Origin of the sequence: Thalassotalea hakodatensis (assembly GCF_030295995.1) — a bacterium.
Classification (GTDB): Bacteria; Pseudomonadota; Gammaproteobacteria; order Enterobacterales; family Alteromonadaceae; genus Thalassotalea_C; species Thalassotalea_C hakodatensis.
On sequence record NZ_AP027365.1, the window covers coordinates 2,852,403 to 2,876,399 of the forward strand.

The window sequence follows — 23,997 nt, forward strand, 5'->3', positions numbered from 1 at the left end:
CATGACACAACAAAATATTTTATTTATCGACCGAGACGGCACCTTAATTGAAGAGCCGATTAGCGACAAACAAGTAGATTCACTTGAAAAACTCGTTTTTGAGCCTGCAGTTGTTCCTGTGTTGTTGTCATTACAAAAGAAAGGGTTTCGCCTTGTGATGGTATCTAATCAAGACGGTTTAGGTACCGATAGCTACCCACAAGCTGATTTCGATTTACCTCATAACAAAATGATGGATTTCTTTTCTTCACAAGGCGTTATTTTTGATGATGTTTTGTTATGTCCTCATTTTGAAGAAGATAACTGCAACTGCAGAAAACCAAAGTTAGGTTTGGTTAGTGATTATTTACAACAAGGCAGAGTTAATTTTACGAATTCGTTTGTCATTGGTGATAGAGAAACCGATATTCAATTGGCTGCGAATATGGGTATTCAAGGCATAAAATATGATAGAGAAACCAATAACTGGTCTGATATTGCTGAGATGTTGCTCACTAAAGCACGTAAAGCGAGTGTGACACGAACTACGAAAGAAACTGATATTTGTGTTGCGGTCAATTTAGACAAAGTGGGTGATGTACAAATTAATACTGGCTTAGGCTTTTTTGATCATATGCTAGAACAAATAGCTACCCACGGTGGTTTTTCTATGCAAGTAAGTGTTGATGGTGACTACCACATTGATGAACACCACAGCGTAGAAGACACAGCGTTAGCCCTTGGGCAAACGCTTAAACAAGCCCTAGGCGATAAACGTGGTATTGGACGTTTTGGTTTTGTATTACCCATGGACGAATGCCGTGCAGAATGTGCTATCGATTTATCTGGCCGCCCTTGGTTAGAGTTTGATGCGCAATTTACTGAAAATAATGTAGGCAAAATGTCGACTCAGATGGTGTCACACTTTTTCCGTTCCTTAGCAGATTCAATGGCGATTACTTTGCACTTATCAACCACTGAAGGTAATTGCCATCACCAAGTCGAAAGCTTATTTAAAGTATTTGGCCGGGCATTACGCCAAGCAATTACCGTCAGTGGTGATGTATTACCAAGCTCAAAAGGCACACTATAAAGGTAAAGTATGAGTAGTAAAAATCAACAAGTCGTTATTGTCGATACCGGTTGTGCAAACTTATCTTCTGTGCAGTTTGCAGTGAAAAGAATAGGTTACCAAGCGAGCATAACCGATGATATCAGCGCAATAAATGCGGCTGATAAAGTCATATTACCTGGAGTTGGTAGTGCAAAGCACGCCATGGCCAATATAAAAGCAAAAGGCTTAGTGTCAACGTTGCAACAGTTAACTCAACCAACATTAGGCTTTTGCTTAGGCATGCAATTGATGACCAATGCCTCTGACGAAGGCGCTAAAGCAACCCCAATTGACTGCTTAGGCTTGATACCGACAAACGTCAAACCATTGCAAGCAGAAGGAGTACGTTTACCTCATATGGGCTGGAATACGTTAACCAACATTAGCGATCATCCTGTATTTAACGGGATTAAAACGGGTGATTACTTTTACTTTGTCCATAGCTTCGCTGCTCCGATAAGTGAATTTACTGTCGCTGCCTGCGAATATGGACAAACATTTTCAGCGGCTATCGCAAAAGATAATTTCATTGGTTGCCAATTTCACCCTGAACGCTCAAGCAAGCTTGGCAGCAAAATTATACAAAATTTTATAGAGATGTAGCCTTATGATGATCCCCGCAATTGACTTGATAAATGGCGAAGTAGTTCGTTTATTTCAAGGTGACTACGCACAAAAAACCCAATACGCTTTTACACCGAAAGAGCGACAAGATGCTTACTTTAATGCTGGTGCAACCGTGATGCATTTTGTTGATCTAGATGGTGCTAAAGACAGTACCAAACGACAACTTTCTACGTTAAAAACTGTAGTCAACCACCCAAATATGATCATTCAAGTAGGTGGTGGTGTACGTTCAGAGCAAGATATTATTGACTTACTTGAGCTCGGTGCAGATCGGGTTGTTATTGGCAGTCTTGCCATCAAAGAACCCGCTTTAGTGAGTACTTGGTTAGAAAAATACGGTAATGAAAAAATTGTCCTTGCATTAGACATTAAAATTGATGCGCAAGGACGTAAAACGTTACCCACTCATGGTTGGATAAAAGACAGTGGTGTTGTACTGGAAGACTTACTCGAACAATACCAGAATGCAGGCTTGAAACACGTGTTATGTACAGACATCAGTAAGGATGGCACGTTAACAGGAACGAATGTCGCCCTTTACCAAGAAATGTGTATAGCCTACCCTAACATTCATTGGCAAGCTTCTGGAGGTATTGGTTGCTTAGACGATATCAAGGCGCTTATTCCTACTGGTGTAAGTGGCGTAATACTCGGCCGTTCATTATTGGAAGGTAAGTTTACCTTAGAGGAGGCGATCGCATGTTGGCCAAACGGATAATTCCATGCCTTGATGTTCGCGATGGCAAAGTGGTTAAAGGTGTTCAATTTCGTAACCACGAAATCATTGGTGATATTGTTCCCCTTGCCCAGCAATACGCTGAGGCTGGTGCTGATGAACTGGTTTTTTATGATATTACCGCAAGCTCTGATCAACGTGTTGTCGATAAAACATGGGTAAGCCGCATTGCTGAAGTCATTGATATTCCTTTTTGTGTCGCTGGTGGTATTAAAACCGAACTAGACGCGCAACTCATTTTAAAAATGGGTGCAGATAAAATTAGTATAAATTCACCCGCATTAGCCGAGCCACAATTAATCACTCGTCTTGCTGATATTTTTGGTCAACAATGCATCGTGGTGGGTATTGACAGTTTTTATAATAAAGACACACAAGAGTACCAAGTTTATCAATTTACCGGTGATGAAACACGTACGCAAAAAACCAAATGGAATACCTTTGATTGGATCAAAGAAGTGCAACAACGTGGTGCTGGTGAAATAGTGCTTAATTGCATGAATCAAGATGGTGTTCGCCAAGGATACGATATTGCACAATTAACTCTGGCCCGTCAGGCAAGTAATGTTCCACTTATTGCATCAGGTGGTGCAGGTGAAATAGAACACTTTATTGATGTGTTTCAACAAGCCGATGTCGATGGAGCCTTAGCCGCAAGTGTTTTCCATAAAGGCATCATTGCCATGGATGAACTCAAACAATCTTTACATAACCATAAAGTAGCGATCAGACGATGATAGTAACACAAGAAAATCAGGCAGATTTAGCCTGGAAAAAAATGGAAAACATGATCCCAGCCATCATTCAACACCATAAAACTGGCGCTGTTTTAATGCAAGGGTTCATGACTCCAGACGCCCTATCGCAGACCCTTGAGCAACATAAAGCAACGTTTTACAGTCGCTCTCAGCAAGGTTTATGGACTAAAGGGGAAACTTCCGGCAACTATTTGCACGTAAAACAAGTGCTTGCTGACTGCGATCGCGACAGTTTATTAATTGCCTGTGAGTCTATAGGCCCTACATGCCATTTAGGTACTGAATCTTGCTACCCTGAGCAACAGCTTTCTCAACAGAATTTTCTTAGCCAACTAGAGCAAGTTATTGCCACACGCCAAGGAGATAAGCCAGAAGATAGCTATACCGCCTCTTTGTTTGCCAAAGGTACAACGAAAATTGCACAAAAAGTAGGTGAAGAAGGCGTAGAAGTCGCCCTTGCAGCTGTGGCAGAGACTAAAGAAGACTTATTGGGTGAATGTGCTGATTTATTTTATCACACGCTCGTGTTGTTACGAGATAAAAACATAGATCTTCACGAAGTGATGCAAGTGTTACAAAACAGGCATCAAAAAACCTAATGACTCACGGATAAGTAGTGCCATGTAATAAAAACCACATCGGCACTACTTATTCTGCAAAATCCCTTTATACTTAAGAAAGAATATGGACTTTCACTGGCTTAGCTGTTGAGGTCTCTATGCTTTTAATAACACATAAAACAACACCCTTCGTTATTTTCACTGTTCTTTTCTTTTACATGTTCAACGCACCTAATGTACTCGCAGATAATATTGTTATTTCTATTCGTGACGATGTGTATGAAGATTATCAGCACTTTTTGAACGGGCGAAATGTGTTAGACATCAAAGACTTTTCCGGTAAAACGATAAGGCGTGATGTTGTTGATATGATTATCGCTCAACAAGCATTAACCCTTGGAGGCTTTAAACATACCTTTAAATATCATCCAGGAAAATTAAATTTTCGCAATACTAAAATGATCCAACAAGGTACCTTACTGATAAGTTTTGATTCCTATTGGTTTGCTGACGCTAACGCACTAACTGAACACGTCTATATTTCAGCACCTGTTATACGTAAAGGAGAGTATGTAGCAGGTATCTATACCAGTCCGAATAACAAAGCCGTATTAGCGATTAACTCACTCGATGATCTCAAACAGTTTACCGCTATTTCAACACCGAAATGGCGTACTGATTGGAGAACTTTAGAAAGCTTACCCATTAAACAATTAATCAGAGAAGATGAATGGCTCAGCCAAGCACGCTTAACAAATATTCAGTGGGTTGATTTTATGTTAATGGCATTTCATTCAACGCCAGATAAATCATTTACTCTTGATAAAATTCATTTAGTGCCCGTTAGAAATGTTGGTGTTGTATTAAATGACAGTAGGCACTTTGTGATCAGTAAAAAACACCCTTTAGGGCAACAAGCCTTCATTGCTATTAATAAAGGCTTAACTCTATTAAGAAAGAAACAATTGATCACAAAAGCTTATACTCAGGCGGGATTCTTTGTTGATAAAAATAACATCAAAATTATCAATAAGTAACGCTAACAAGCCCTTTTTTCCTAACCAAATAGTCAAAAATCATTGATATTTTATTAACAAATATGTAATATAGCGCCCCTAAAATACACGGATTCAATGTCACTGCTAAGGATTAGCTATGTTTAAATATTGGTCTATCAAAAAATATGGTAGTAAGCTTTTACCATTACTCGAAAAGCAGTATGGCGTTCAAGATGCTTATACCGCTTCACAAATTAGAACTGTCGTTTATCAAAAAGATTTTAATCCTGAATATTTGCCATTAGGTTATATTCTATTTTTAGATCAGAATGATTTAAATACAGTGCTAGATAAAGAATTTCCCTCGTTAAATGTAGCCGAGTATAAGAAAGAAATTCTGACGTATCTTGAACAAAAAAGTTATCGTGGTTTTTTACAAATATTGCAATAAAGCAGTAAAAACCATTGAGTTATGTTACACGGTCAAATAACATCACGCTTATTTGACCGTTTTTTATGGGCGCTTTATGCATTGGCTTGATTCTACATTCAATGAATTAACACTTGATCAACTATATGACTTGCTGAAACTCAGAGTAGATGTATTTGTTGTTGAACAAACATGTTATTACCCAGAGCTTGATAATTTAGATAGGCACATACAAACACGTCATATCATGGCGTATAAAAACGAAAAACTTGCCGCATATTTAAGAGTTTTACCAGCAGGTACAACCTACTCAACAAACCCAGCCATTGGTAGAGTCGTTATTGCTAACGATGCTAGAGGTAATGGTTTAGGGCATCAATTGATACAAAGAGCGTTAAGCTCATGCCAACAATATTTTCCTCAGCAGATTATTAAAATGTCAGCGCAGGAACACCTAGAAACATTTTACAACGCACACGGCTTCGTAAAATGCTCTAGTGGTTATTTGGAAGACGGTATTCCTCATATCAGCATGATACAAGAAACAAAGTAGATCTAACCAAGAAACAAACGAATATTTTCAATTGCCAACACTAATAGCGTAGCAAAACTAATGAGCATACCGGCTTGTCGACCTTTGCTTGGCCCTTGCGTTTGCGTGATGCCAATACCATGCAATATACGACCAATAAAAAATGCAGCGCCTACTCCATGAATTAATAGTTGTGAGCTACCATTAATTTCTGCGCAGGCAAGCATCAACATGGCTAAGGGTGCGTATTCAGCAAAGTTACCATGCACTCGCACTGCTTGTGCCAACTCATCATGACCGCCATCACCGATGCCAGTTTTGTATTTATAGCGCAATTTAATGATGCGTATAGCAAAGCCAATATATAGTAACGCTAATAGCGCAAGGTAAAAGCCGGTAATTGATATGTTTAACATAAACTTCCTTAAAAAATAAAACGAGATCTACTTTGAATCTAAGTACAATAACCCCGTGTTAAAATGTATCGTAACTAAATGAACATTACAGCGGGGGAAAAAGACAAATATCAGTGAAAAACTGACAAATCAGCAAAAAAAAGACCTACTAAAAAGTAGGCCTGATCTAGAGCGTGTTGATCTTTCAAGTTTGTTTTTGCAGCAATTTGTTTGGTATTTATACAAGGCAGAGCTTGTGCCGTGTAGTTATTCTACTCAAATCAAGCGATAACATAGTAGAAATGCCAAATAGGTGTTGCCCGAAGGGTTCAACTAAACTCAAACAACAAAGATCAACACGCTCTAGCTTATTCTGTTTGTTAAGACAATTTTTCTGCCAATATTTGACTGACGGTCTCAACTGGCTGAGTGCCATCGATCGTTATGTAACGACAAGCACCTGCATCAGCTTCTGCTTTGTAATAATCAACCAACGGTTTTGTTTGATCATGATAAATACCTAAACGCTTACGTACAGTACCTTCTTCATCATCAGGACGAATAATTAACTCTTCGCCCGTTTCATCATCTTTACCTTCATTTTTAGGCGGATTATAAACGATATGATAAACACGGCCTGAGCCTGGGTGCACTCTACGGCCTCCCATGCGTTCAACTATCACTTCATCGGCTACGTCAAATTCAATAACACTATCAACTGAAACACCATTTTCTTTCATTGCATCAGCTTGAGGAATAGTACGCGGAAAGCCATCAAGCAAGAAGCCTTTTTTACAGTCTTCTTGTGCTATACGTTCTTTAACCAAGCCAATAATCAAATCGTCAGAAACTAACTGGCCTGCGTCCATTACGGCTTTCGCTTTATTACCAAGTTCGGTACCTGCCTTAATAGCAGCGCGTAACATATCGCCAGTAGATATTTGTGGTATACCATATTTGGTCATTAAAAATTGTGCTTGAGTACCTTTACCTGCACCCGGAGCACCTAACAAAATTATGCGCATAGAACTTTGCCCTATCTTATAAAAATACTAATTTGGCCGTTTAACTGTTTTAACACTGCCCAATTAAGCCGCCAAATGAGTACATAATGTACCTTCTTTTGATCGAGCAACACTATACATTTTCAACAGAGCGCAAACAAGTAAGAATTTACTCGTAGTTAACAAAAAATAGCGCTTACACACTGATCTTCGACTAATGTCTAAAGTCTCTTGTCAGAAGTATTTAGAAAAATAGCAATTTAATACTCAAAAAGTAGAAAATACCCGTAGGCAACTATCAAGGCAGGAACGGCAGAATAGCACGTTGCAATAACGGCAACTTTCGGGGATAACGCAATGGCAGGAAATAAAGCATCGCCATCGTTACTAATCGCATTTCCAAGCTGAGCAGACAATGGAATAGCCCCATTCAGATACAAAGTGGTTGTTAAAATTTGTGGTCCACAACCAGGGATCATACCAACTAATACGCTGATCAGTGGTGTGACCGCTGGAAGTGCTGAGAAAAGATGAATCAATTGTAGATCAGTAAAAAAAACAATGAGTTCAAAACAAAGTAACGCTATAACCACCCAACTAATAATAAAGTTTGTATCTAAAGCAACCCTTTGAAAAATAGCATGTTGTTTGGGCTTATCATCTTCAGCGACTATCGATTTAAAGCTATTTGTTTCACTTGTGGTTGCCCATAAGAGAATAAATAAAAACGCCATCATTGCACCACCACGATAAATAATACTATTTTGTTGGCTCGACAACCATGGAAGCTCTATTTGAGCAGCCATCAATACCGCGATAATTGCACATGGAATTAACAGTAACTGCCATAATCCACCTTGAAGCATTACTCGTTTTAACGGTTTATTGGTTGATGTTTTACAACTCTTTTTATGTCTTGTGTTTGTTGAAATTGGCCGAAGAAAATCATGGCCATGGATCATATTAACCATGATCCCAGATAACACTCCAACGATAAAACAAACAGCGATTATCACTATACCCACTTCAGGTTGTGCAGCAAGCAACAAAAAAGCGGCATCTCCCATGGTAGCTGTAAGCACCGCGACAACAGCGCCAAACCTCATACTGCCTGAAACATATTGCGAAATAACAATAATTGCCCCACCACAACCAGGCAATAGCCCTAAAAAAGCAGCCAATATAATTTGCCTATTAGGGGTACTTATGAAGGTAGAAACTAAATATTCGTAACTCGATGTATTCGCAACTGAGTTCACCACTAAGTGATAAAGGAAAAGAGACATCGCAACAAAAACAGCGACTTGCCAAAAAGCATCAGACAACACGCTTAAGGTTAATGTTTGCGTTTCAGGTATTATTAAAAGTGCTAATAAAAAGCTAGGCAAGAAGAGTCTACGGTACTGAGGAAAGTCTGTCGTATTTCGCCAGAGTAATGCTTTTTGATAAAGTGAAGTTGCCATGAATAATCATCCCTTATAGGGATTACATTGCCACTTTATTAACATAAATAATGCGACCAATGACTTGCTCTTTATTAATTGGCCCTAATTCTTCTATTGTTTCACTAGTTTCATTTTCTCCTTTCCCCCAAATAAAGCCATTTCTATCAACCACTGCAACAGTTTTTACCACTATGCCAAATCGTCTATGCTTTATCAGTACTCGGTGCCCTTCTTTTATTGGCAAAAAATTTAACCAATTACACACCAATACGGCACTATTTTGAGGAAATAGTGGTGCCATACTGTGGCCTTTTACCTTCCAAAATTTTAAGCCAAGCATCGTTATTCCTCTTTTAATGCAACACTTCTTCGTTCTGAGCTAAGCGCACTTTTAACGCCTTTAACTTGTTTACACAGTCTTCGCAAATAGGGTATTTTTTTGAAAAAGATAATAGCCGTTGTAAGGTAATATTAAGTGCCTTTATAGCAATGAGCTTCACATCTTCATCACGTACACTATCATCAGATAATGCTTGCAAATATTCATGGGGAACTAATAAGTATCGAAGTGACACATCAAGGTCACCCTGTACTTCAAAAAGTGCAGAAAGGTTATGGCATGCGCAGATCCATGCTAATAAAATATCGGTTTCATACGGATTATTTTGATAATTATCCGCCAACAACTCATACGCTTCTTTGTAATAAAATTCAGCTTGTAACCAACGTCTATCGTAAAAGCATTCATTACCATTGTTTAATAATGCTTGCCATTGCTCATGCTGCATTGTAACTCCTTCTTTTTTAAGAATATAAACGGGCTTTGTTCAACATACTATTTAGTACAGATTTGCATCACTCTGCGATTCAACATAAAAACATGACGTTTAAATGATTTATAACCCCTTACTTCTGAACAACAGTGTATGGCTGTTAGCGTAAGTAAAAAATCCATAATCAAACCGTAAAATAGATGAAACCAAATAACCCAAATGATAATCATTATTATTTTTGTTTGCAATATTTTTATTTGTTTTATTGTTGAAAGTAAACTGATGGATTGAATAAATGAATGTAGATAAGCTTTGTCAGCTTTTCATCGCAAGTTAAAGAATGTAGTTTTCAACATGATCGTTAAGTGTAGTTCAACAATGAACCCTGCCTGTCGAAGCAACGACCATGCACAAAAAAAGCGCCTTTCGGCGCTTTAGTAAAACAAGTATCAAATAATCACTGTTATTAATGAACAACCGTTATTTGGTTAAACTCATCATCAATTTATTCAACTTAGTAACAAATGATGCAGGATCTTTTAAGTTACCACGTTCAGCTAATGTTGCTTGTTCAAATAATACATCAACCCATTGGTTAAATTTATCATCGTCTGCTTCATCAGCCACATGCTTCACGAGATCATGTTCAGCATTAATTTCAAAAATTGGTTTTACATCGGGCACTTCTTGACCAACTTGCGCCATCAATTTCTGCATCTGAATACTCATGTCATCTTCAGCCGTCACGATAACCGCAGGAGAATCTGTCAAGCGATTAGAAATTTTCACTTCTTTAACTTTATCGCCTAGCGCTTCTTGCATGCGCTTAACCACAGAGTCAAACTCTTTTTCAAGCTTTTCTTGTTGTTCTTTAGATTCTTCATCGTCTAAATCACTTAAATCAACACCACCGCGAGCAACGGATTGCAATTGCTTTTCATCAAACTCGGTTAAATGACTCACTAACCACTCATCGATACGATCAGAAAGCAATAACACTTCAATACCTTTTTTACGGAACACTTCTAAATGCGGGCTATTTTTCGCCGCTTCAAAACTGTCTGCAACAACATAGTAAATCTTGTCTTGGCCTTCTTTCATACGTTCAATGTATTCTGGTAAAGACACATTTTGTACTGAAGAATCTTCATGTGTTGACGCGAAACGCAACAACTTAGCGATAGCCTCTTTGTTGCCCATGTCTTCTGCTGGGCCTTCTTTTAATACTTGACCGAACTCATTCCAAAAAGCTTGATATTGTTCTTTATCTTTTTTACCGAACTTCTCTAACATTTTTAACACACGCTTAGTACAACCTTTACGGATCGCTTGTGTTACTTTGTTATCTTGTAAGATTTCACGAGATACATTTAACGGTAAATCGTTCGAATCAAGTAAACCCTTCACAAAACGAAGATACGTTGGCATGAATTGCTCTGCATCGTCCATAATAAAAACACGTTGAACATAGAGTTTCAAACCGTGTTGTTTTTCGCGGTTATACATATCGAACGGGGCTTTACTTGGGATGTAAAGTAACGAGGTATATTCAGTATTACCCTCTACTTTACTGTGTTCCCAAAGTAATGGATCGGCAAAATCATGCGACACATGCTTGTAGAACTCTTTGTACTCTTCTTCGGTAACGTCTGCTTTTTCACGTGTCCAAAGTGCTGTTGCTTTATTAACCGCTTCCCATTTCGCTGGAACCGCATCTTTAGCTTCAACCGCCGGCGTTACCACATTACCTTCATCATCTTTTACTTCATCTTGCGCCTCAACAGCAGGTACTTCTGGTGTTAGCATTTCAACAGAGATTGAGATGTGATCTGAATACTTTGTCACAATTGAACGTAAGCGCCAGTCATCTAAAAACTCTTTTTCATCTTCTTTTAAATGAAGAATGATATCGGTACCACGATTCGATTTTTCAATTTGACGCGTCGTAAACTGGCCTTCGCCTTCACTTTGCCATTCAACAGCTTCATCAGCATTAGCACCAGCTGCTCTTGAACGAACGGTTACTTTGTCAGCAACAATAAAAGCTGAATAAAAACCAACACCAAACTGACCGATTAATTGTGAATCAGAAGCTTGGTCACCAGACAGTTTAGAAAAGAATTCAGCGGTGCCTGATTTTGCAATTGTCCCTAAATGCTCAATGACTTGCTCTTGAGTCATACCAATACCGTTATCTGAAATAGTAACCGTATTATTCTCTTTATCAGCACTTACGCGAACGCGTAAATCACCATCACCTTCATATAAATCAGCATTTTTTAATGCTTCAAATCTAAGCTTATCGGAAGCATCTGCCGCATTTGATACTAATTCACGCAAAAAAATCTCTTTGTTTGAATACAAAGAATGAATCATTAATTGAAGAAGTTGTTTTACTTCAGTTTGAAAGCCATGAACTTCTGGTTGACCTGCATCAGACATTCGAGCTATCTCCTATCTTACTATCTGTTATTGGTGTTAATGAGGACAACGCCTCTTGATAGAGCAGATATGGGGATAGCGAAAATAAAATCAAGCACAAAAAATATATTCAGAAAATTTATTTATCAATGAACCATTACTACCCACAATATCATGGCACGATAAGCGGTAGCTTTATCGTTAAAGATAAAAAACAAAGCCAGTACACTCTGAAAGATAAAACCAATTATCCTCAGCGACTTTACTAAGTTTTCACTCTTTTTAGCAGGTTGTCGATTTAGTGTTACACTCAAAGTAAGCGTTAATATTTTCAACAATTAACAGAAAGGTAGGTATCATGACATCACTTTCAAACGGCATGACAATAGGGCTTGAACGCACGAACAATGACTTCTTTATTTCATTAAAACTCACAGGAAAATTAACCCATGAAGACTACCAAGCCATTATTCCCATTGTTGAATCAGCACTCGCCAAAGTTGTTTCACCGAACATCGACGCTTTTATTGATGCGTCAGCATTTGAAGGGTGGGAGGTACGAGCTGCTTGGGATGATTTAGTTTTTGGTTTAAAGCACAACAACGAATTTAGAAAAGTAGCTATTTATGGTGATAAAGACTGGCTAGAGTCGGTTTCTAAATTGAGCAATTGGTTTGTAACAGGAGAAGTTAAGCACTTTACTGATCCAGCTAAAGCGTTAGCATGGTTAGCAGAATAACGATTAACCATGCTTTCGGTACAACTAGCACCTTGCTATTGGTAATTTTTACGACCTGAAAATGCGTGCGATAATGTATTTCCATCAACGTACTCTAATTCGCCACCAACAGGAACACCATGCGCAATACGCGAAATACTTACTTGATATTTTCTGGCTAACTCAGCAACATAATGCGCAGTCGCTTCACCTTCAACAGTGGGATTTGTCGCGAGAATTAATTCATTGTATTGCTGTGTCGCTAGTTGTGTTTCTAATACCTCGAGTTTTAGATCTTCTGGGCCAATTCCATCAAGTGGCGATAAATGCCCCATTAAAATAAAATAAACCCCGTTAAATTCACCCGTTTGTTCAATAGCAATAACATCTGCGGGCGACTCTACTACACATAATTGACCACGATCTTGTCGTTTTGAACTCGCACATATATCGCAAATATTTTGCTCGGTAAAATTCCGGCATTGTTGGCAATGTTGTACATGCTCCATTGCTTGGTGCAATACATCGGCTAATTTCTTACCGCCTACTCTATTGCGTTCAAGTAGTTGAAACGCCATACGTTGAGCAGACTTTGCACCTACACCTGGTAAATATTTCAATGCGGTTATTAATTCTTGTACCAAAGGACTAAATTTCATACACAGTTAACGAAAAGCAATTTTCGCTAGTCTAACCACTCAGCAAGAAAAGTTAAAATTATATATGATATTTTTCTATCTACTGATAAGAATTTACCTTAATATCAACGATAAAATCATTCGCCCTAAACAGAGATTTAGCTTGCTATGCGTTTGTCTTTTGATCCTATTAAACGCTTATAAAACCCAGAGATTTTTTATGTTATCTAATGTAGTTATTACGCTTGTGTTGTTAATCACCACCGCATTTATCTTGAAAAAATGGTTAACACTTCCACACAATATTTTCCTACTTTTCATTATTCAGCCATTAGTCATGGCTTCATCACCCGTGATCGTTTTTATTGGCGGCATTTTATCATCTGAGTTAACGACAGATAAATCACTAGCCACCTTACCTATCACGTTAATGATAGTAGGTGTCGCAACAGCTGCAATACCAGCGGCAATGTTAGCTAAAAAGCTTGGACGAAAAACGGCAACACTCTTTGGTTTTTCTCTAGGTTTAATCGGTTGCACCTTGGCGATGATCGCCACCCAAATAGCAAGTTTTACATTATTTAGCCTTGCCGCTCTGTCACTAGGCTTTTGCGCTGCTTTTGTGCAGCAACTACGTTTTGCTGCGATTGAAAGTACTAAAAATCAAGAAGATGTTCCTTCCATGTTATCAGTACTGATGCTCAGTGGTATATTTTCAGCATTCTTAGGCCCTGAAATTGCAGTAACAGCCAAAGACTGGATTTCATCACCACACGGCTATACGGGGTCCTTTGCTTTTATTGCCGTATTATTAGTGATAGCAATGATAATATTTACACAGTTTGATGGTGCAAAACCCATTATTAATACAGGTAAAAGAAGTGGTCGTGCGATGAAAGACATTATCAAGCAACCTATATTTATTATTGCAATACTCAGTGCTGCCATTGGTTTTGCGTTGATGAGTTATTTAATGACTGCCACTCCCATAAGTATGCATCATATGCATGGCCATTCGTTGCTTGATACCAAATGGGTTATCCAATCACACATTGCTGCCATGTTTGTTCCGTCATTATTTACGGGTTGGTTAGTGAAGAAAATAGGCTTAAAACACCTGATGCTTATTGGTACCTTGTTATATGCGGTGGTTGCAGTTATCGCTTATTCTGGCATGCAAGTTATTCACTATTGGTGGGCTTTATTATTGTTAGGCGTTGGTTGGAACTTTTTATTCCTTACCGGAACGTCATTGCTTCCTAGAAGTTATCATGAAGATGAAAAACATAAGGTACAAGCATTCAATGATTTTGTTATTTTTGGCTGTCAAGCAAGCGCATCATTGTTAGCCGGAGTCGTACTGTACCAATTTGGTTGGGCTGGAGTTGTTACATCAAGTTTGCCGTTTATCGTTATTTTACTGCTATTAAGCATTAAATATTACCGTCAAAAAGCACTTTAACGTTTATTGACCTTGCAAGAATTTACTTACAAGGTCAATACATTATGCACCTTTAGGTAAGTTAAAGCTTGCGCCTTCCTGCTCAAAAGCGTCAACAAAAACTTTATGCTGAGTTAAATCAGCAACTAAATTCTTTACATTATCACCTAAAGGGATAGTTAACTCTGGGAAATAATTACCCCAATTAGCATAAATCGCTAATAGATAATCTATAACAGTTACAGAATTACCAGTAAGATATTGCTGTTGTGCCAACCTGTTATCAATAATCTGCCAAAGTCTAGCAACATTTTCAGCAAGCTGTCTTAAATACACTGTTTTTTCTTCACTATCCGTCATTACAGAAGCTGTAGTAAAGAGTTTACTATAAGCAGGATGTAACGTGGCGTAATTAAACATTAACCATTGATTAAACGTATTTTTTTCTTTCTCACTAGTAAAGGTTATTTGATGTTTATCAAGTAAGTACAAAACAATCGCTGAACCTTCGGTTAGCACAAGATCGCCATTGATTAATGCCGGCACTTGATTTGTAGGTACTATCTGTTGGTAGTTAGGTACCTTATCTCGGTGAACAACTTCAGCCTTAATATCCAATATATTTAATAGTACATGAATGCCTGTTGAGCAGGTCCCTGGTAACGTAACAAGTGTATACATAGTTATCTCCTATTAGAGTAAATTAGCTATTTGCTGTGCGGCGAAACTCGCTCACCGGCAGTCCTGAAATTCCCCAGTTATCTAATGGAACTTCTTCAATGACAACAAATGTAGTTGCCGGTTCTTTATCTAGCACTTCAGATAACATTGCGGTCGTTTGTGCAATCAAACGTTGTTTTTGTCTGTTCGTTACCCCTTCATCGGTAACTTGTATTTTTACATAAGGCATGGCCTTTCTCCTGTGGTTACAACATTATTTAAACGGTGTTAGTTGATAATGAAATACCTTGCTAATGATTTGCCATTGATTATCAAGGTAGATAAAACTTAAAAAATCGGTGAAGTACTTAGGCGAAATAACACACTGCACTTTAGCTAAGGCGGTTTGGTTGCCAACTACGTCGATAGTGAGAATACGATCTTGCCTTACTTGTTCTTTACTTGAAGGTGATTGACGTTTTTCTACATTCGCGAAATACTCTGGCATTGATAAATGAATGAGCGCTCCGTCCGTGATACTGGTATAACGGGCATTTCGATGAAATACTTGCGCTAATCTCGAAACATCTGCGTGATATAACCCGTCAAAATATTTGTTAATTTGTTGCTTTATCGCACTGATATTATCCATGTGTTTATCTCCTGTTTCAGTAATAGGCGTAGTTTACAAAACATCAGACTACTGATAAATTCACAATAAAAACACATTGAGTTTGCAAAAATGCACAACTGGGATGATTTTAGATTTTTTGGAGCCGTTGCTGAAACAGGAAGTTACTCCAAAGCTGCTACTTCGTTAGGCGTTAATCATTCAACGGTATCGCGAAGGGTACAAGCAATGGAAGTTGCGCATGGGGTAAAATTATTTGAACGCACACAGTATGGCTATCAACTAACAGAGGCTGGCGCATCTATCTTTGAAATTGTTCAGCAATTACAAGATAAAACCCATCAAGCTGCTCGCATATTACTAGGGCAAGATGCCAGATTAGAAGGCACTATTAACTTAACAATGCCAAACGACATGTTTATGTTTTTAATGGCTGAGCCTCTTAAATTATTTTCCGACCAACACCCTGGAATTACTTTTAACCTACTGGTGAGTAAAGGGTTACGAAATATGGCGAATAGAGAGGCTGATTTAGCAGTACGTGTCACCGCAACACCCCCCGATTATCTTATTGGTACTAAAATCACCCATATTCAACACGGCCTTTATCAACGTGAAGACTTGGCTCAACATGATTATACGCCAGTAATAATATGGGGCAGTGAATCGAACCTTCCTACTTGGACAACACAATATTTTAAAAACCCCAAAGTCATCATGCGCGTAGATGACTTATATGCGATGCATCAAGCTGTTAGAGCTGGTTTTGGTATAGCTAGAATGCCATGTTTCATACCTGATATTGTGCAAGATGAAAAGGTGGTGAGGCTGCCTGTCGATGTGCCACTTTCAGATTTTGCCGTGTGGATTTTACATCATCAAGATTTAAGAACCTCGGCAAAGATTAATCAATGCCGAGGTTATATCAAAGAAGTATTAACCGCACAAAAAGGCGTATTTTCTGGGGAGTATTCACGCTTTCAATAACGCAACAATAATGTTTGCTACAGAAAGAGCGTTTAGCTTTTGCTTTTCTTGCGCCACCTTATAAGCTCTTTTTGATCTGCTGGTGCGTCTTCTCCTTGTGCAATCAACTCTTTTGCTTGCTCTGCGAGTAACTGTTCAGCTTTATCTTCAATTTTGGCTAACATTTGATAAAAAGATGCTTTTTCTTCTTCCGTTAATACACTTTCTAATTGCTTACTACGTTCATCCATCGCCGCTGTTACATGTTTGTATATCGTTAATCCTCGCTCATTCAACACAAGGTTTTTCACATTCTTTTTATATTGATCAGGCTGCGATTCTATCAAGTCTAATGAAAGTAATTTTTTTACCGCTCGGGAAACGGTATAAGAGTCAAGGCGAGATTGATACGCAATATCGGCTGACTTAATTGGCATGTAAGAACCAATATTGAGTAATACCCGCATTTCTCGCGGATCAAGATCAGATAAGTTACGGATTTTCCAGTCTCTGTTAAGCGCAAGCAGGTTACTCACTACCGCAATTTGAAACGGTAAATGATTAGTAAGATCAAGTGGTTCCTTGTGCTCAGTGGTAAGTTGGAACGCTAAACGCCGTGCCGATGATTTGATCATATGGCTCCCCTAAGGTACTGACTGCCCATTTCTCGCTTCAAACAAGCGATACCAATCTTCACGACAATAATCGAGCATTAACGACACCTTTGCAGCTTCAATTCGCTCAGGCGTTGTCGAACCAATAATAGGCAATATTTGAGCTGGGTGTTTTACTAACCAAGCTAAGACCACTTGCCAAGGGTGACATTGATATTTTTCAGCTTGTTGCTTTAATTCGTGTTCAATACGTTGCTCATCCTTTGTCGTAAAGGTATTTCCCCATGCTGGGTAGGCCACACCACCTAAAGGACACCAAGCAATAGGTGCTATTTGATGTTGTTGGCATTGATCTAAGGTGCCATTTAGCAAAGTATCAATGTTATGAACATTGATTTCAACTTGATTTGCCACTAACGGCATAGACATCACAGAACGCAACATTTCAACTTGCGACGGTAAGAAGTTACTGACACCGAAGTGTTTTACTTTGCCAGAAGCCTTCAGTAACGCAAACGTTTCTGCTACTTCATGCACATCCATTAAAAAATCCGGACGATGCAATAAGAAAAGATCTAAATAATCAACATTTAAACGCGATAATGAACCTTCAACTGCATCTAAGAGATACTGCTTACTAAAATCATATCGCGTTGGTGCATATTCATTTTCTTTTTTCGGACGAATACCCGCTTTTGACGTAATAATTAAATCATCTCGTAATGCAGGTGTCGCTTTTATCACTTCGCCAAATAAACGTTCACTTTCACCGCCGCCGTATATATCAGCATGGTCAAAGTGGTTGTAACCTGATTCAATAGCTGCATGTATAGCACGTTTCCCTTTGTTACGTGCTTCCTGTGAGTTATCACCGCATATGCGCATACAACCATAAATTAACCGAGAAGTGGTGTATGGTGTTTGCGCTAAGTGTACGTTTTTCATAAATTTATATATATTAAATCTTGCATGCCCTCAATATAACATGAAGTTAGCGCAAAATAAGTACGTATACTGTGGTTTTCTTACATAAAACGGCAATTTATCCTGCACAATTTATCAATAGGCTGATATATTAGCGCCAGCAATTTTCCACAAGAAGGTTAACCTGTGTCACATTTTGTTTGGAACGTCGATCCCATATTATTCTCACTTGGCCCTGTCACTATACATTGGTACGGTGCATTATTTGCCAGCGCAATTTTTGCTGGTTTGTATTATATGAAATGGGTATTCACCCTAGAGAATAAAAGTGTAGATACCTTAGACAATTTATTAATGTATGTGGTACTTGGCATTATTATTGGTGCGAGGCTCGGTCATTGTTTCTTCTATGATCCTGATTTTTACTTTGCTAACCCATTAAAAATATTGGCGATTTGGGAAGGCGGCTTAGCAAGTCATGGTGGTGGACTCGGTGCCATCATAGGTACCTGGTTATTTTGCAAACGCCATCACGTTAATACGCTATGGCTACTTGATAGGTTAGCTATTGCAACCGCAGTTTTTGGTATATTCGTTCGTTCAGCGAATTTTGTAAATTCTGAAATTTTAGGCCACCCAAGTGATGTGCCTTGGGCCATTATTTTCGAACGAGTTGACACCTTAGCACGTCATCCGGCACAACTTTATGAAGCGATCGCTTATTTGTTAATTGCCGTTGTATTAACATTACTTTATCGAAGTACTGCTATTAAAGAGCGTGTTGGCGCTTTACTCGGTTTATTTTTAATACTGACTTTTAGTGCTCGCTTTGTTATTGAGTTTTTTAAACAACAGCAAGCCTCTTATACGCTAGAGTCCGCGTTAAATACCGGACAAATGTTAAGTATTCCGTTCTTTTTCGTTGGCGTATTATTATTGCTACGTGCAAAGCAAACTTCAGCCATTACAGGTAAAAAATAAATTTTATGGCAAAAAAATATTACGTCATTTGGAAAGGTACAAAAACAGGTGTTTTTGATAATTGGCCAGAAGTACAGCAGTTAACCTCAGGCAGAGCAGATGCCCAATATATGGGGTTCCCTACGAAAGATGATGCAGAAAAAGCATTTAAAGAAAGTTATACAAAAGCGCTAACTAAACGCTCATTAACACAAAAAAAACCGAGCACTAAACCAGAAAACACGTTGAACACTAATGCTCATGGCGTAAACGCTGACATTCAAATTTATAGTGACGGTGCTTGTTCACCTAACCCGGGCCAAGCTGGTACAGGCATAGCTGTTTATCAAAAAAGCAAGCTAACTCAGCTTTGGTATGGCTTGTATGATGCTAACGGTACGAATAACACTGCTGAGTTATTAGGCTTACTTGAATCTTTTAAGCTTGCGCAGCAATTTATTAATACTAATAAAAGTTTAACGGTTGAGATATTAAGCGACTCTCGTTACTCAATAGATTGTATAACTAAGTGGGCATTAGGTTGGCAACGTAAGGGATGGAAAAAAGCAGATGGTCAACCAATCAAAAATCCAGAAATAATTAAAGCATGTTTTGAGCTGTATCAGCAAATCAAACAACAAGTCACCGTTAGCCACGTTAAAGGTCACGCCAATATAGAAGGTAATGAACTAGCAGATCGCATGGCGGTTTATGCGCGCATGACAAAACAAAAAAGCTTTGTAACCTACGAACAGGCGCTCGATATCACCTCAATTCTGGCAATGCCTTCTGGCTAAAAAAGCCCGCGTGGCGGGCTCGTTCGAACTATACTGTTATTTGTGCTGCAAAGGCCCTTGCCTTCGCTAAATCTTCTGGGGTATCAACACCTTCTACAAGCAAGCGGCTTTGTGCAACATCAACATGAATTTTTTCACCTTGCCACAATACGCGTAATTGCTCTAAAGATTCAATTTGTTCAAGTTCACTTGTTGGCCATTGAATATATTCATTAATAAAACTAGCACGGTAAGCGTAAATACCGATATGGCGTAGATAAAAATCTCCGACAGTTGTTGTATCTTTGGTGGTTAAAAAGCGCTCTCTATCGTATGGGATTGTCGCTCGACTAAAATATAAAGCATATCCTTGCTTATCCATTAGCACTTTCACTGCATTCGGATTAAAGGCTTCTTCAGCATCAGTAATGTGTACAGCCAGTGTCGCCATTTTTGCTTTTTGTTGGTTAGCAAGGTTACTTGCCACTTGTGCAATATTTTCTGGCGGGATGAAAGGTTCATCTCCTTGCACATTGACAACGACTTGCTCTGGCTCAAATTGGTACTTCTCAACTACTTCAGCCAATCTTTCTGTACCTGATTGATGATCAGCTCGAGTTAAGCACACTTCGCCACCAAAGCCTTCAACTACCTTGGCAACCTGCTGATTGTCGGTAGCGACAATCACTTTTTCTGCACCACTTTTTACCGCTTTTTCAACAACCCACTGAATCATTGGCTTACCGTGAATATCGGCTAATACTTTGCCAGGTAAACGAGACGATTCAAAACGGGCTGGAATGACTACCACAAATGACATATTTAGCTCCGTATTAATTACGTTCGTCTTCACTGAGTCGGCGCGCTTCACTTTCTAACAGAACAGGTATGCCTTTTTCAATACCGAAGGCAAGCTTGTCAAAATTACACCAAAGCTCTTGTTGATCTTTTTTATACTGCAACTTACCTTTACAAACAGGACAAGCAAGAATTTCCATCAATTTAATATCAAAAGCCATATTATTACTCTTCTTTTTGTTCTCGTTCATTACTGACTAAAGTGAGCAATGATTCTATTAACGTTTTAGCAGATAGCTCATTAAATTCCGCATCTACCGGTAAATACCACCAATTATTATCTGCAAATAATTGACATTTAACTGCATCTTTTTCAGTCATTAACAAAGGCATATTCTGTTCAAAATCACCGAAATCTCTTCGTTGAAAGCCATGATGATCATTAAAAGACTTTTGTTTTATAACCGAGAAACCTAATGTAGATAACAGGGTAAAAAAACGCTCTGGCGAGCCAATGCCTGCACAAGCGTTTACTCGAGCTGATCGTAAAAGAAAATCAGCAAGCGTGACTTTTTCATTCGTCGCAACATTTATCAGGTGTTTTGCTTTTAATGTCATCACATGTTGTGGCGTATTTCCGCAACTTAATGGTGTTGAATTTCCATTAACGATCACATGATCAACCGCTTTTAAGCGTCTTGTTGTTTCTCGTAAAGGCCCTGCAGGTAATAATAAACCATTACCGAATAACCGCTTGCCATCGACAATGATAAGCTCAAGATCCCGTGCCATTTTATAATGCTGTAAACCGTCATCACTAATCACCAGTTCTACTGACATCGTTTTTAACTGTTCAATTGCTGCATTACGATCACTGTCAACGACAACAGGTATTTGATGACGATTAAAAATCATCATCGGTTCATCGCCTACCATAGTCGCATCACTTTGTTCATTCACAACATAAGGATAATAAGGCGCCTTTGCGCCATACCCGCGGCTAATAACACCTACGTTAATATTATGTGCTTTCAAACATTCAACAAGCCATAGCACCACAGGAGTTTTACCATTGCCTCCTACACCAATATTACCCACGACCACCACAGGTAAACTCGGCTTAGTTTGCGTTAACAAACCATAACGAAAGCTTAACCGCCTAACACTGCTAATCAACCAAAATAACGCTGAAATCGGTAGTAATATCGGTACCAATAAATAACGTGCTGGATGTTGATGAAACCATACCTTTTCAATTAATCGCATGATTAACGGTTATCCAAATTGAAACTTATGTAACTGTGCATAAGCACCATCGGCGGCAAGTAATGTTTTATGGTCACCTTGCTCGACAATCTTACCTTGTTCCATAACAATAATTTTATCAGCATTTTCAATGGTAGATAAACGATGAGCAATAACGATAGACGTTCGATTTTCTTGTAACGCATTTAACGCATCTTGAATATGGCGCTCCGATTCAGTGTCGAGCGCACTGGTTGCTTCATCAAGCACTAAAATGGGTGAATCACAGAGTAATGCACGCGCGATAGCGACACGTTGGCGTTGACCACCGGATAAAAGTGCGCCGTTATCACCAATGTTTGTATGTAAACCTTCTGGTAATTGTTCAGCAAACTCGAGAACATGTGCTTTACGGGCAGCTTCAATAATTTCTGCTTCGCTCGCTTCTGGACGACCATAAGCAATATTATTGGCTAGGCTATCATTGAATAATACCACCTGCTGTGAAACATATGAAAATTGTTTTCGAAGGTCATTCAGCTGATAATCAATCACATTATGTCCATCTAGCAACACTTGTCCTTGTGTAGCTTGATAAAAACGTAATAACAAAGAACTGGCTGTTGATTTTCCACTGCCAGAACGACCAACAAGCGCTACTGTTTCTCCTGCATTAACGTGAAAGTTAACGTCAGTTAACGCGAGCTTATCGTCTCCTGGGTATAAAAAATTTACGTGATCAAAACGAAGTTCTCCAGTAGCACGTTTTAATGGGATTGTTCCTGTGTCTTGTTCAAGTGCTTCATCTAATAAGCCAAAAATACTGTTACTGGCTGCCATTCCCTTTTGAAATTCGCTATTTACATTAGTCAATAATTTTAAAGGTCTAAGTAACATTGTCATGTAGGTAACCACCCCCATGAAAACACCGGGAGAAATGTTATCGACCACACCATCTAGAGTGGCAACGTATAGAACAAACGCTAACGCAAAGGAAGCAATAATTTGAATTAACGGTACACTTGCTGATTTAGTTGCTACCATTTTCATACGTTGTTGGCGGTTATTTTTATTTATCTCTGCAAAACGTTCATCTTCTCGATGTTTGCCATCGAAGGTTAATACTACTTTATGGCCATTAAAGGTTTGCTCAGCAGTACGCGTAACTTCGCCCATGGAGTCTTGAATATTTTTGCTCACCGTACGAAAACGCTTTGAAACGTATGTAACAATAAACGCGATGATTGGCGTGATCACCAAAAATATTGCTGACAACTGCCAGCTTTGCCAAAACATTAACACCAATAAACCAATAACAAGCCCACCTTGTTGTACAATCGTTAATAACGATTTACTGGTAGCCTGCAACACTTGTTCAGTATCGAATGTCAGCTTGGAAATTAAGGTGCCGGTTGAGGTTTTGTCATGAAAGGTTACCGGCATCGCCATTATGTGACTAAACATAGATTGACGTAAATCGGCGACAACATTATTACCTACCCACGCTAAGCAGTAGTTACTGAGAAAATGGCAAATACCACGAATAATAAAACACACAATAACAAACAAAGGTGCCCACTTCATAAACTCAGAGTTCTTCCCCGATAGGCCTTCATCTATTAATGCCGGAAGTTTTGAAAGAAAGTACACATCTATACTGGCATAGCCAAGCATGCAAATAATTGAAAAAATACCTGCGGTTTTATACTGTTTCGTGTGCCCCATTAACCGTTTAAAGTTTTGCCAAGTTTTATCTTGGTTATCTTCTGGGGCGTTTTGTAACGGCTCGCTTTCTGTCGACGTCGACATTTACTACTCTTATCAATTAAATTCAATCCTAACTATTCTAGCTTG

29 protein-coding genes are annotated in these 23,997 nt (G+C 38.7%); 13 read left to right on the plus strand and 16 right to left on the minus strand.

From position 1 onward, the window contains the following. Position 1 precedes the first annotated feature (1 nt). The 8 genes from hisB to QUE72_RS12625 all read left to right on the plus strand — a co-directional run bounded on the left by hisB (position 2) and on the right by QUE72_RS12625 (position 5,755). Positions 2-1,072 carry a bifunctional histidinol-phosphatase/imidazoleglycerol-phosphate dehydratase HisB gene (hisB, locus tag QUE72_RS12590; RefSeq protein ID WP_074495555.1) on the plus strand — a complete coding sequence of 357 codons (1,071 nt, stop codon included), beginning with the start codon at positions 2-4 and terminating at the stop codon, positions 1,070-1,072. A gap of 9 nt (positions 1,073-1,081) precedes the next feature. Beyond that, the gene (hisH, locus tag QUE72_RS12595; RefSeq protein ID WP_074495554.1) at positions 1,082-1,696 is read left to right on the plus strand and encodes an imidazole glycerol phosphate synthase subunit HisH; all 615 of its coding nucleotides are present in this window, start codon (positions 1,082-1,084) and stop codon (positions 1,694-1,696) included. Between the two features lie 4 nt (positions 1,697-1,700). Further along, positions 1,701-2,438, plus strand: a complete 738-nt coding sequence (gene hisA, locus QUE72_RS12600) for a 1-(5-phosphoribosyl)-5-[(5-phosphoribosylamino)methylideneamino]imidazole-4-carboxamide isomerase (protein WP_286269348.1) — start codon at positions 1,701-1,703, stop codon at positions 2,436-2,438. Further along, positions 2,420-3,193, plus strand: coding sequence for an imidazole glycerol phosphate synthase subunit HisF (gene hisF, locus QUE72_RS12605; protein ID WP_074495552.1), 774 nt, complete (start codon positions 2,420-2,422; stop codon positions 3,191-3,193). The genes hisA and hisF overlap by 19 nt, the downstream gene beginning before the upstream one ends. After that, positions 3,190-3,813: a bifunctional phosphoribosyl-AMP cyclohydrolase/phosphoribosyl-ATP diphosphatase HisIE gene (gene hisIE / locus QUE72_RS12610; protein ID WP_286269349.1), complete on the plus strand. Its 624-nt coding sequence runs from the start codon at positions 3,190-3,192 to the stop codon at positions 3,811-3,813. The genes hisF and hisIE overlap by 4 nt, the downstream gene beginning before the upstream one ends. 119 nt (positions 3,814-3,932) lie before the next feature. After that, positions 3,933-4,811, plus strand: coding sequence for a hypothetical protein (locus QUE72_RS12615; protein ID WP_286269351.1), 879 nt, complete (start codon positions 3,933-3,935; stop codon positions 4,809-4,811). A 118-nt stretch (positions 4,812-4,929) separates the two neighbouring features. Beyond that, complete coding sequence (locus tag QUE72_RS12620) at positions 4,930-5,223, plus strand: DUF6559 family protein (protein WP_074495543.1); 294 nt, start codon at positions 4,930-4,932, stop codon at positions 5,221-5,223. Between the two features lie 76 nt (positions 5,224-5,299). Further along, positions 5,300-5,755, plus strand: a complete 456-nt coding sequence (locus tag QUE72_RS12625) for a GNAT family N-acetyltransferase (protein WP_286269354.1) — start codon at positions 5,300-5,302, stop codon at positions 5,753-5,755. A gap of 2 nt (positions 5,756-5,757) precedes the next feature. Here the strand turns inward: QUE72_RS12625 and QUE72_RS12630 are convergent, their stop codons facing one another. From QUE72_RS12630 to htpG, 6 genes are all read right to left on the minus strand, one after another. Then, entirely contained in the window at positions 5,758-6,150 is a 393-nt protein-coding gene (locus QUE72_RS12630; protein WP_074495541.1) for an MAPEG family protein, read from the minus strand. A gap of 359 nt (positions 6,151-6,509) precedes the next feature. Beyond that, a complete protein-coding gene (gene adk / locus QUE72_RS12635; protein ID WP_286269355.1) occupies positions 6,510-7,154 on the minus strand; it encodes an adenylate kinase in 645 nt (214 codons plus the stop codon). Positions 7,155-7,393: 239 nt separating this feature from the next. Next, positions 7,394-8,596 (minus strand): putative manganese transporter, encoded by a 1,203-nt coding sequence (locus QUE72_RS12640; RefSeq protein WP_286269356.1) that lies wholly within the window; start codon positions 8,594-8,596, stop codon positions 7,394-7,396. A gap of 22 nt (positions 8,597-8,618) precedes the next feature. Then, positions 8,619-8,918, minus strand: a complete 300-nt coding sequence (locus QUE72_RS12645) for a S24/S26 family peptidase (protein ID WP_286269358.1) — start codon at positions 8,916-8,918, stop codon at positions 8,619-8,621. Between the two features lie 13 nt (positions 8,919-8,931). Beyond that, positions 8,932-9,366 (minus strand): hypothetical protein, encoded by a 435-nt coding sequence (locus QUE72_RS12650; RefSeq protein WP_286269360.1) that lies wholly within the window; start codon positions 9,364-9,366, stop codon positions 8,932-8,934. Between the two features lie 465 nt (positions 9,367-9,831). Further along, positions 9,832-11,793: a molecular chaperone HtpG gene (htpG, locus tag QUE72_RS12655; protein WP_074495525.1), complete on the minus strand. Its 1,962-nt coding sequence runs from the start codon at positions 11,791-11,793 to the stop codon at positions 9,832-9,834. 337 nt (positions 11,794-12,130) lie between these two features. On the opposite strand from htpG, the gene QUE72_RS12660 reads away from it, so the two are divergent. Then, positions 12,131-12,511: a SpoIIAA family protein gene (locus QUE72_RS12660; protein WP_074495524.1), complete on the plus strand. Its 381-nt coding sequence runs from the start codon at positions 12,131-12,133 to the stop codon at positions 12,509-12,511. 35 nt (positions 12,512-12,546) lie between these two features. Here the strand turns inward: QUE72_RS12660 and recR are convergent, their stop codons facing one another. Continuing rightward, positions 12,547-13,149, minus strand: coding sequence for a recombination mediator RecR (gene recR, locus QUE72_RS12665; RefSeq protein ID WP_074495522.1), 603 nt, complete (start codon positions 13,147-13,149; stop codon positions 12,547-12,549). Positions 13,150-13,348: 199 nt separating this feature from the next. Between recR and QUE72_RS12670 the strand changes: the two genes are divergently transcribed. After that, the gene (locus QUE72_RS12670) at positions 13,349-14,590 is read left to right on the plus strand and encodes an MFS transporter (RefSeq protein WP_286269364.1); all 1,242 of its coding nucleotides are present in this window, start codon (positions 13,349-13,351) and stop codon (positions 14,588-14,590) included. Positions 14,591-14,632: 42 nt separating this feature from the next. Here the strand turns inward: QUE72_RS12670 and QUE72_RS12675 are convergent, their stop codons facing one another. Genes QUE72_RS12675 through QUE72_RS12685 form a run of 3 tightly spaced genes read right to left on the minus strand, consistent with a single transcriptional unit; the run spans position 14,633 to position 15,881 of the window. Beyond that, positions 14,633-15,250 (minus strand): glutathione S-transferase family protein, encoded by a 618-nt coding sequence (locus QUE72_RS12675; protein WP_286269365.1) that lies wholly within the window; start codon positions 15,248-15,250, stop codon positions 14,633-14,635. 22 nt (positions 15,251-15,272) lie between these two features. Continuing rightward, positions 15,273-15,479 carry a tautomerase family protein gene (locus QUE72_RS12680; RefSeq protein WP_074495518.1) on the minus strand — a complete coding sequence of 69 codons (207 nt, stop codon included), beginning with the start codon at positions 15,477-15,479 and terminating at the stop codon, positions 15,273-15,275. A gap of 24 nt (positions 15,480-15,503) precedes the next feature. Then, complete coding sequence (locus tag QUE72_RS12685) at positions 15,504-15,881, minus strand: nuclear transport factor 2 family protein (RefSeq protein WP_074495516.1); 378 nt, start codon at positions 15,879-15,881, stop codon at positions 15,504-15,506. Positions 15,882-15,971: 90 nt separating this feature from the next. On the opposite strand from QUE72_RS12685, the gene QUE72_RS12690 reads away from it, so the two are divergent. Next, the gene (locus QUE72_RS12690; RefSeq protein ID WP_074495515.1) at positions 15,972-16,847 is read left to right on the plus strand and encodes a LysR family transcriptional regulator; all 876 of its coding nucleotides are present in this window, start codon (positions 15,972-15,974) and stop codon (positions 16,845-16,847) included. Positions 16,848-16,879: 32 nt separating this feature from the next. Here QUE72_RS12690 and QUE72_RS12695 read toward each other — a convergent pair whose 3' ends face one another. Further along, positions 16,880-17,461 carry a MarR family winged helix-turn-helix transcriptional regulator gene (locus QUE72_RS12695; protein WP_286269366.1) on the minus strand — a complete coding sequence of 194 codons (582 nt, stop codon included), beginning with the start codon at positions 17,459-17,461 and terminating at the stop codon, positions 16,880-16,882. 9 nt (positions 17,462-17,470) lie between these two features. Further along, positions 17,471-18,385, minus strand: a complete 915-nt coding sequence (locus QUE72_RS12700) for an aldo/keto reductase (protein WP_286269367.1) — start codon at positions 18,383-18,385, stop codon at positions 17,471-17,473. A gap of 165 nt (positions 18,386-18,550) precedes the next feature. Here QUE72_RS12700 and lgt point away from each other — a divergent pair, with 165 nt between their 5' ends. Together lgt and QUE72_RS12710 are read left to right on the plus strand one after the other, a co-directional pair. Beyond that, positions 18,551-19,345, plus strand: a complete 795-nt coding sequence (lgt, locus tag QUE72_RS12705) for a prolipoprotein diacylglyceryl transferase (protein WP_286269369.1) — start codon at positions 18,551-18,553, stop codon at positions 19,343-19,345. Between the two features lie 5 nt (positions 19,346-19,350). Continuing rightward, complete coding sequence (locus QUE72_RS12710; RefSeq protein WP_286269370.1) at positions 19,351-20,121, plus strand: ribonuclease H family protein; 771 nt, start codon at positions 19,351-19,353, stop codon at positions 20,119-20,121. A gap of 28 nt (positions 20,122-20,149) precedes the next feature. Here the strand turns inward: QUE72_RS12710 and kdsB are convergent, their stop codons facing one another. From kdsB to msbA, 4 genes are read right to left on the minus strand one after another with little or no spacing between them, the layout of a single operon-like run. After that, positions 20,150-20,920: a 3-deoxy-manno-octulosonate cytidylyltransferase gene (kdsB, locus tag QUE72_RS12715; protein WP_286269372.1), complete on the minus strand. Its 771-nt coding sequence runs from the start codon at positions 20,918-20,920 to the stop codon at positions 20,150-20,152. Between the two features lie 13 nt (positions 20,921-20,933). After that, positions 20,934-21,119, minus strand: a complete 186-nt coding sequence (locus QUE72_RS12720; RefSeq protein ID WP_074495494.1) for a Trm112 family protein — start codon at positions 21,117-21,119, stop codon at positions 20,934-20,936. A 4-nt stretch (positions 21,120-21,123) separates the two neighbouring features. Continuing rightward, complete coding sequence (lpxK, locus tag QUE72_RS12725; protein WP_286269375.1) at positions 21,124-22,164, minus strand: tetraacyldisaccharide 4'-kinase; 1,041 nt, start codon at positions 22,162-22,164, stop codon at positions 21,124-21,126. A 9-nt stretch (positions 22,165-22,173) separates the two neighbouring features. Next, positions 22,174-23,952 (minus strand): lipid A export permease/ATP-binding protein MsbA, encoded by a 1,779-nt coding sequence (gene msbA / locus QUE72_RS12730; RefSeq protein ID WP_407704922.1) that lies wholly within the window; start codon positions 23,950-23,952, stop codon positions 22,174-22,176. Positions 23,953-23,997: the final 45 nt, after the last annotated feature.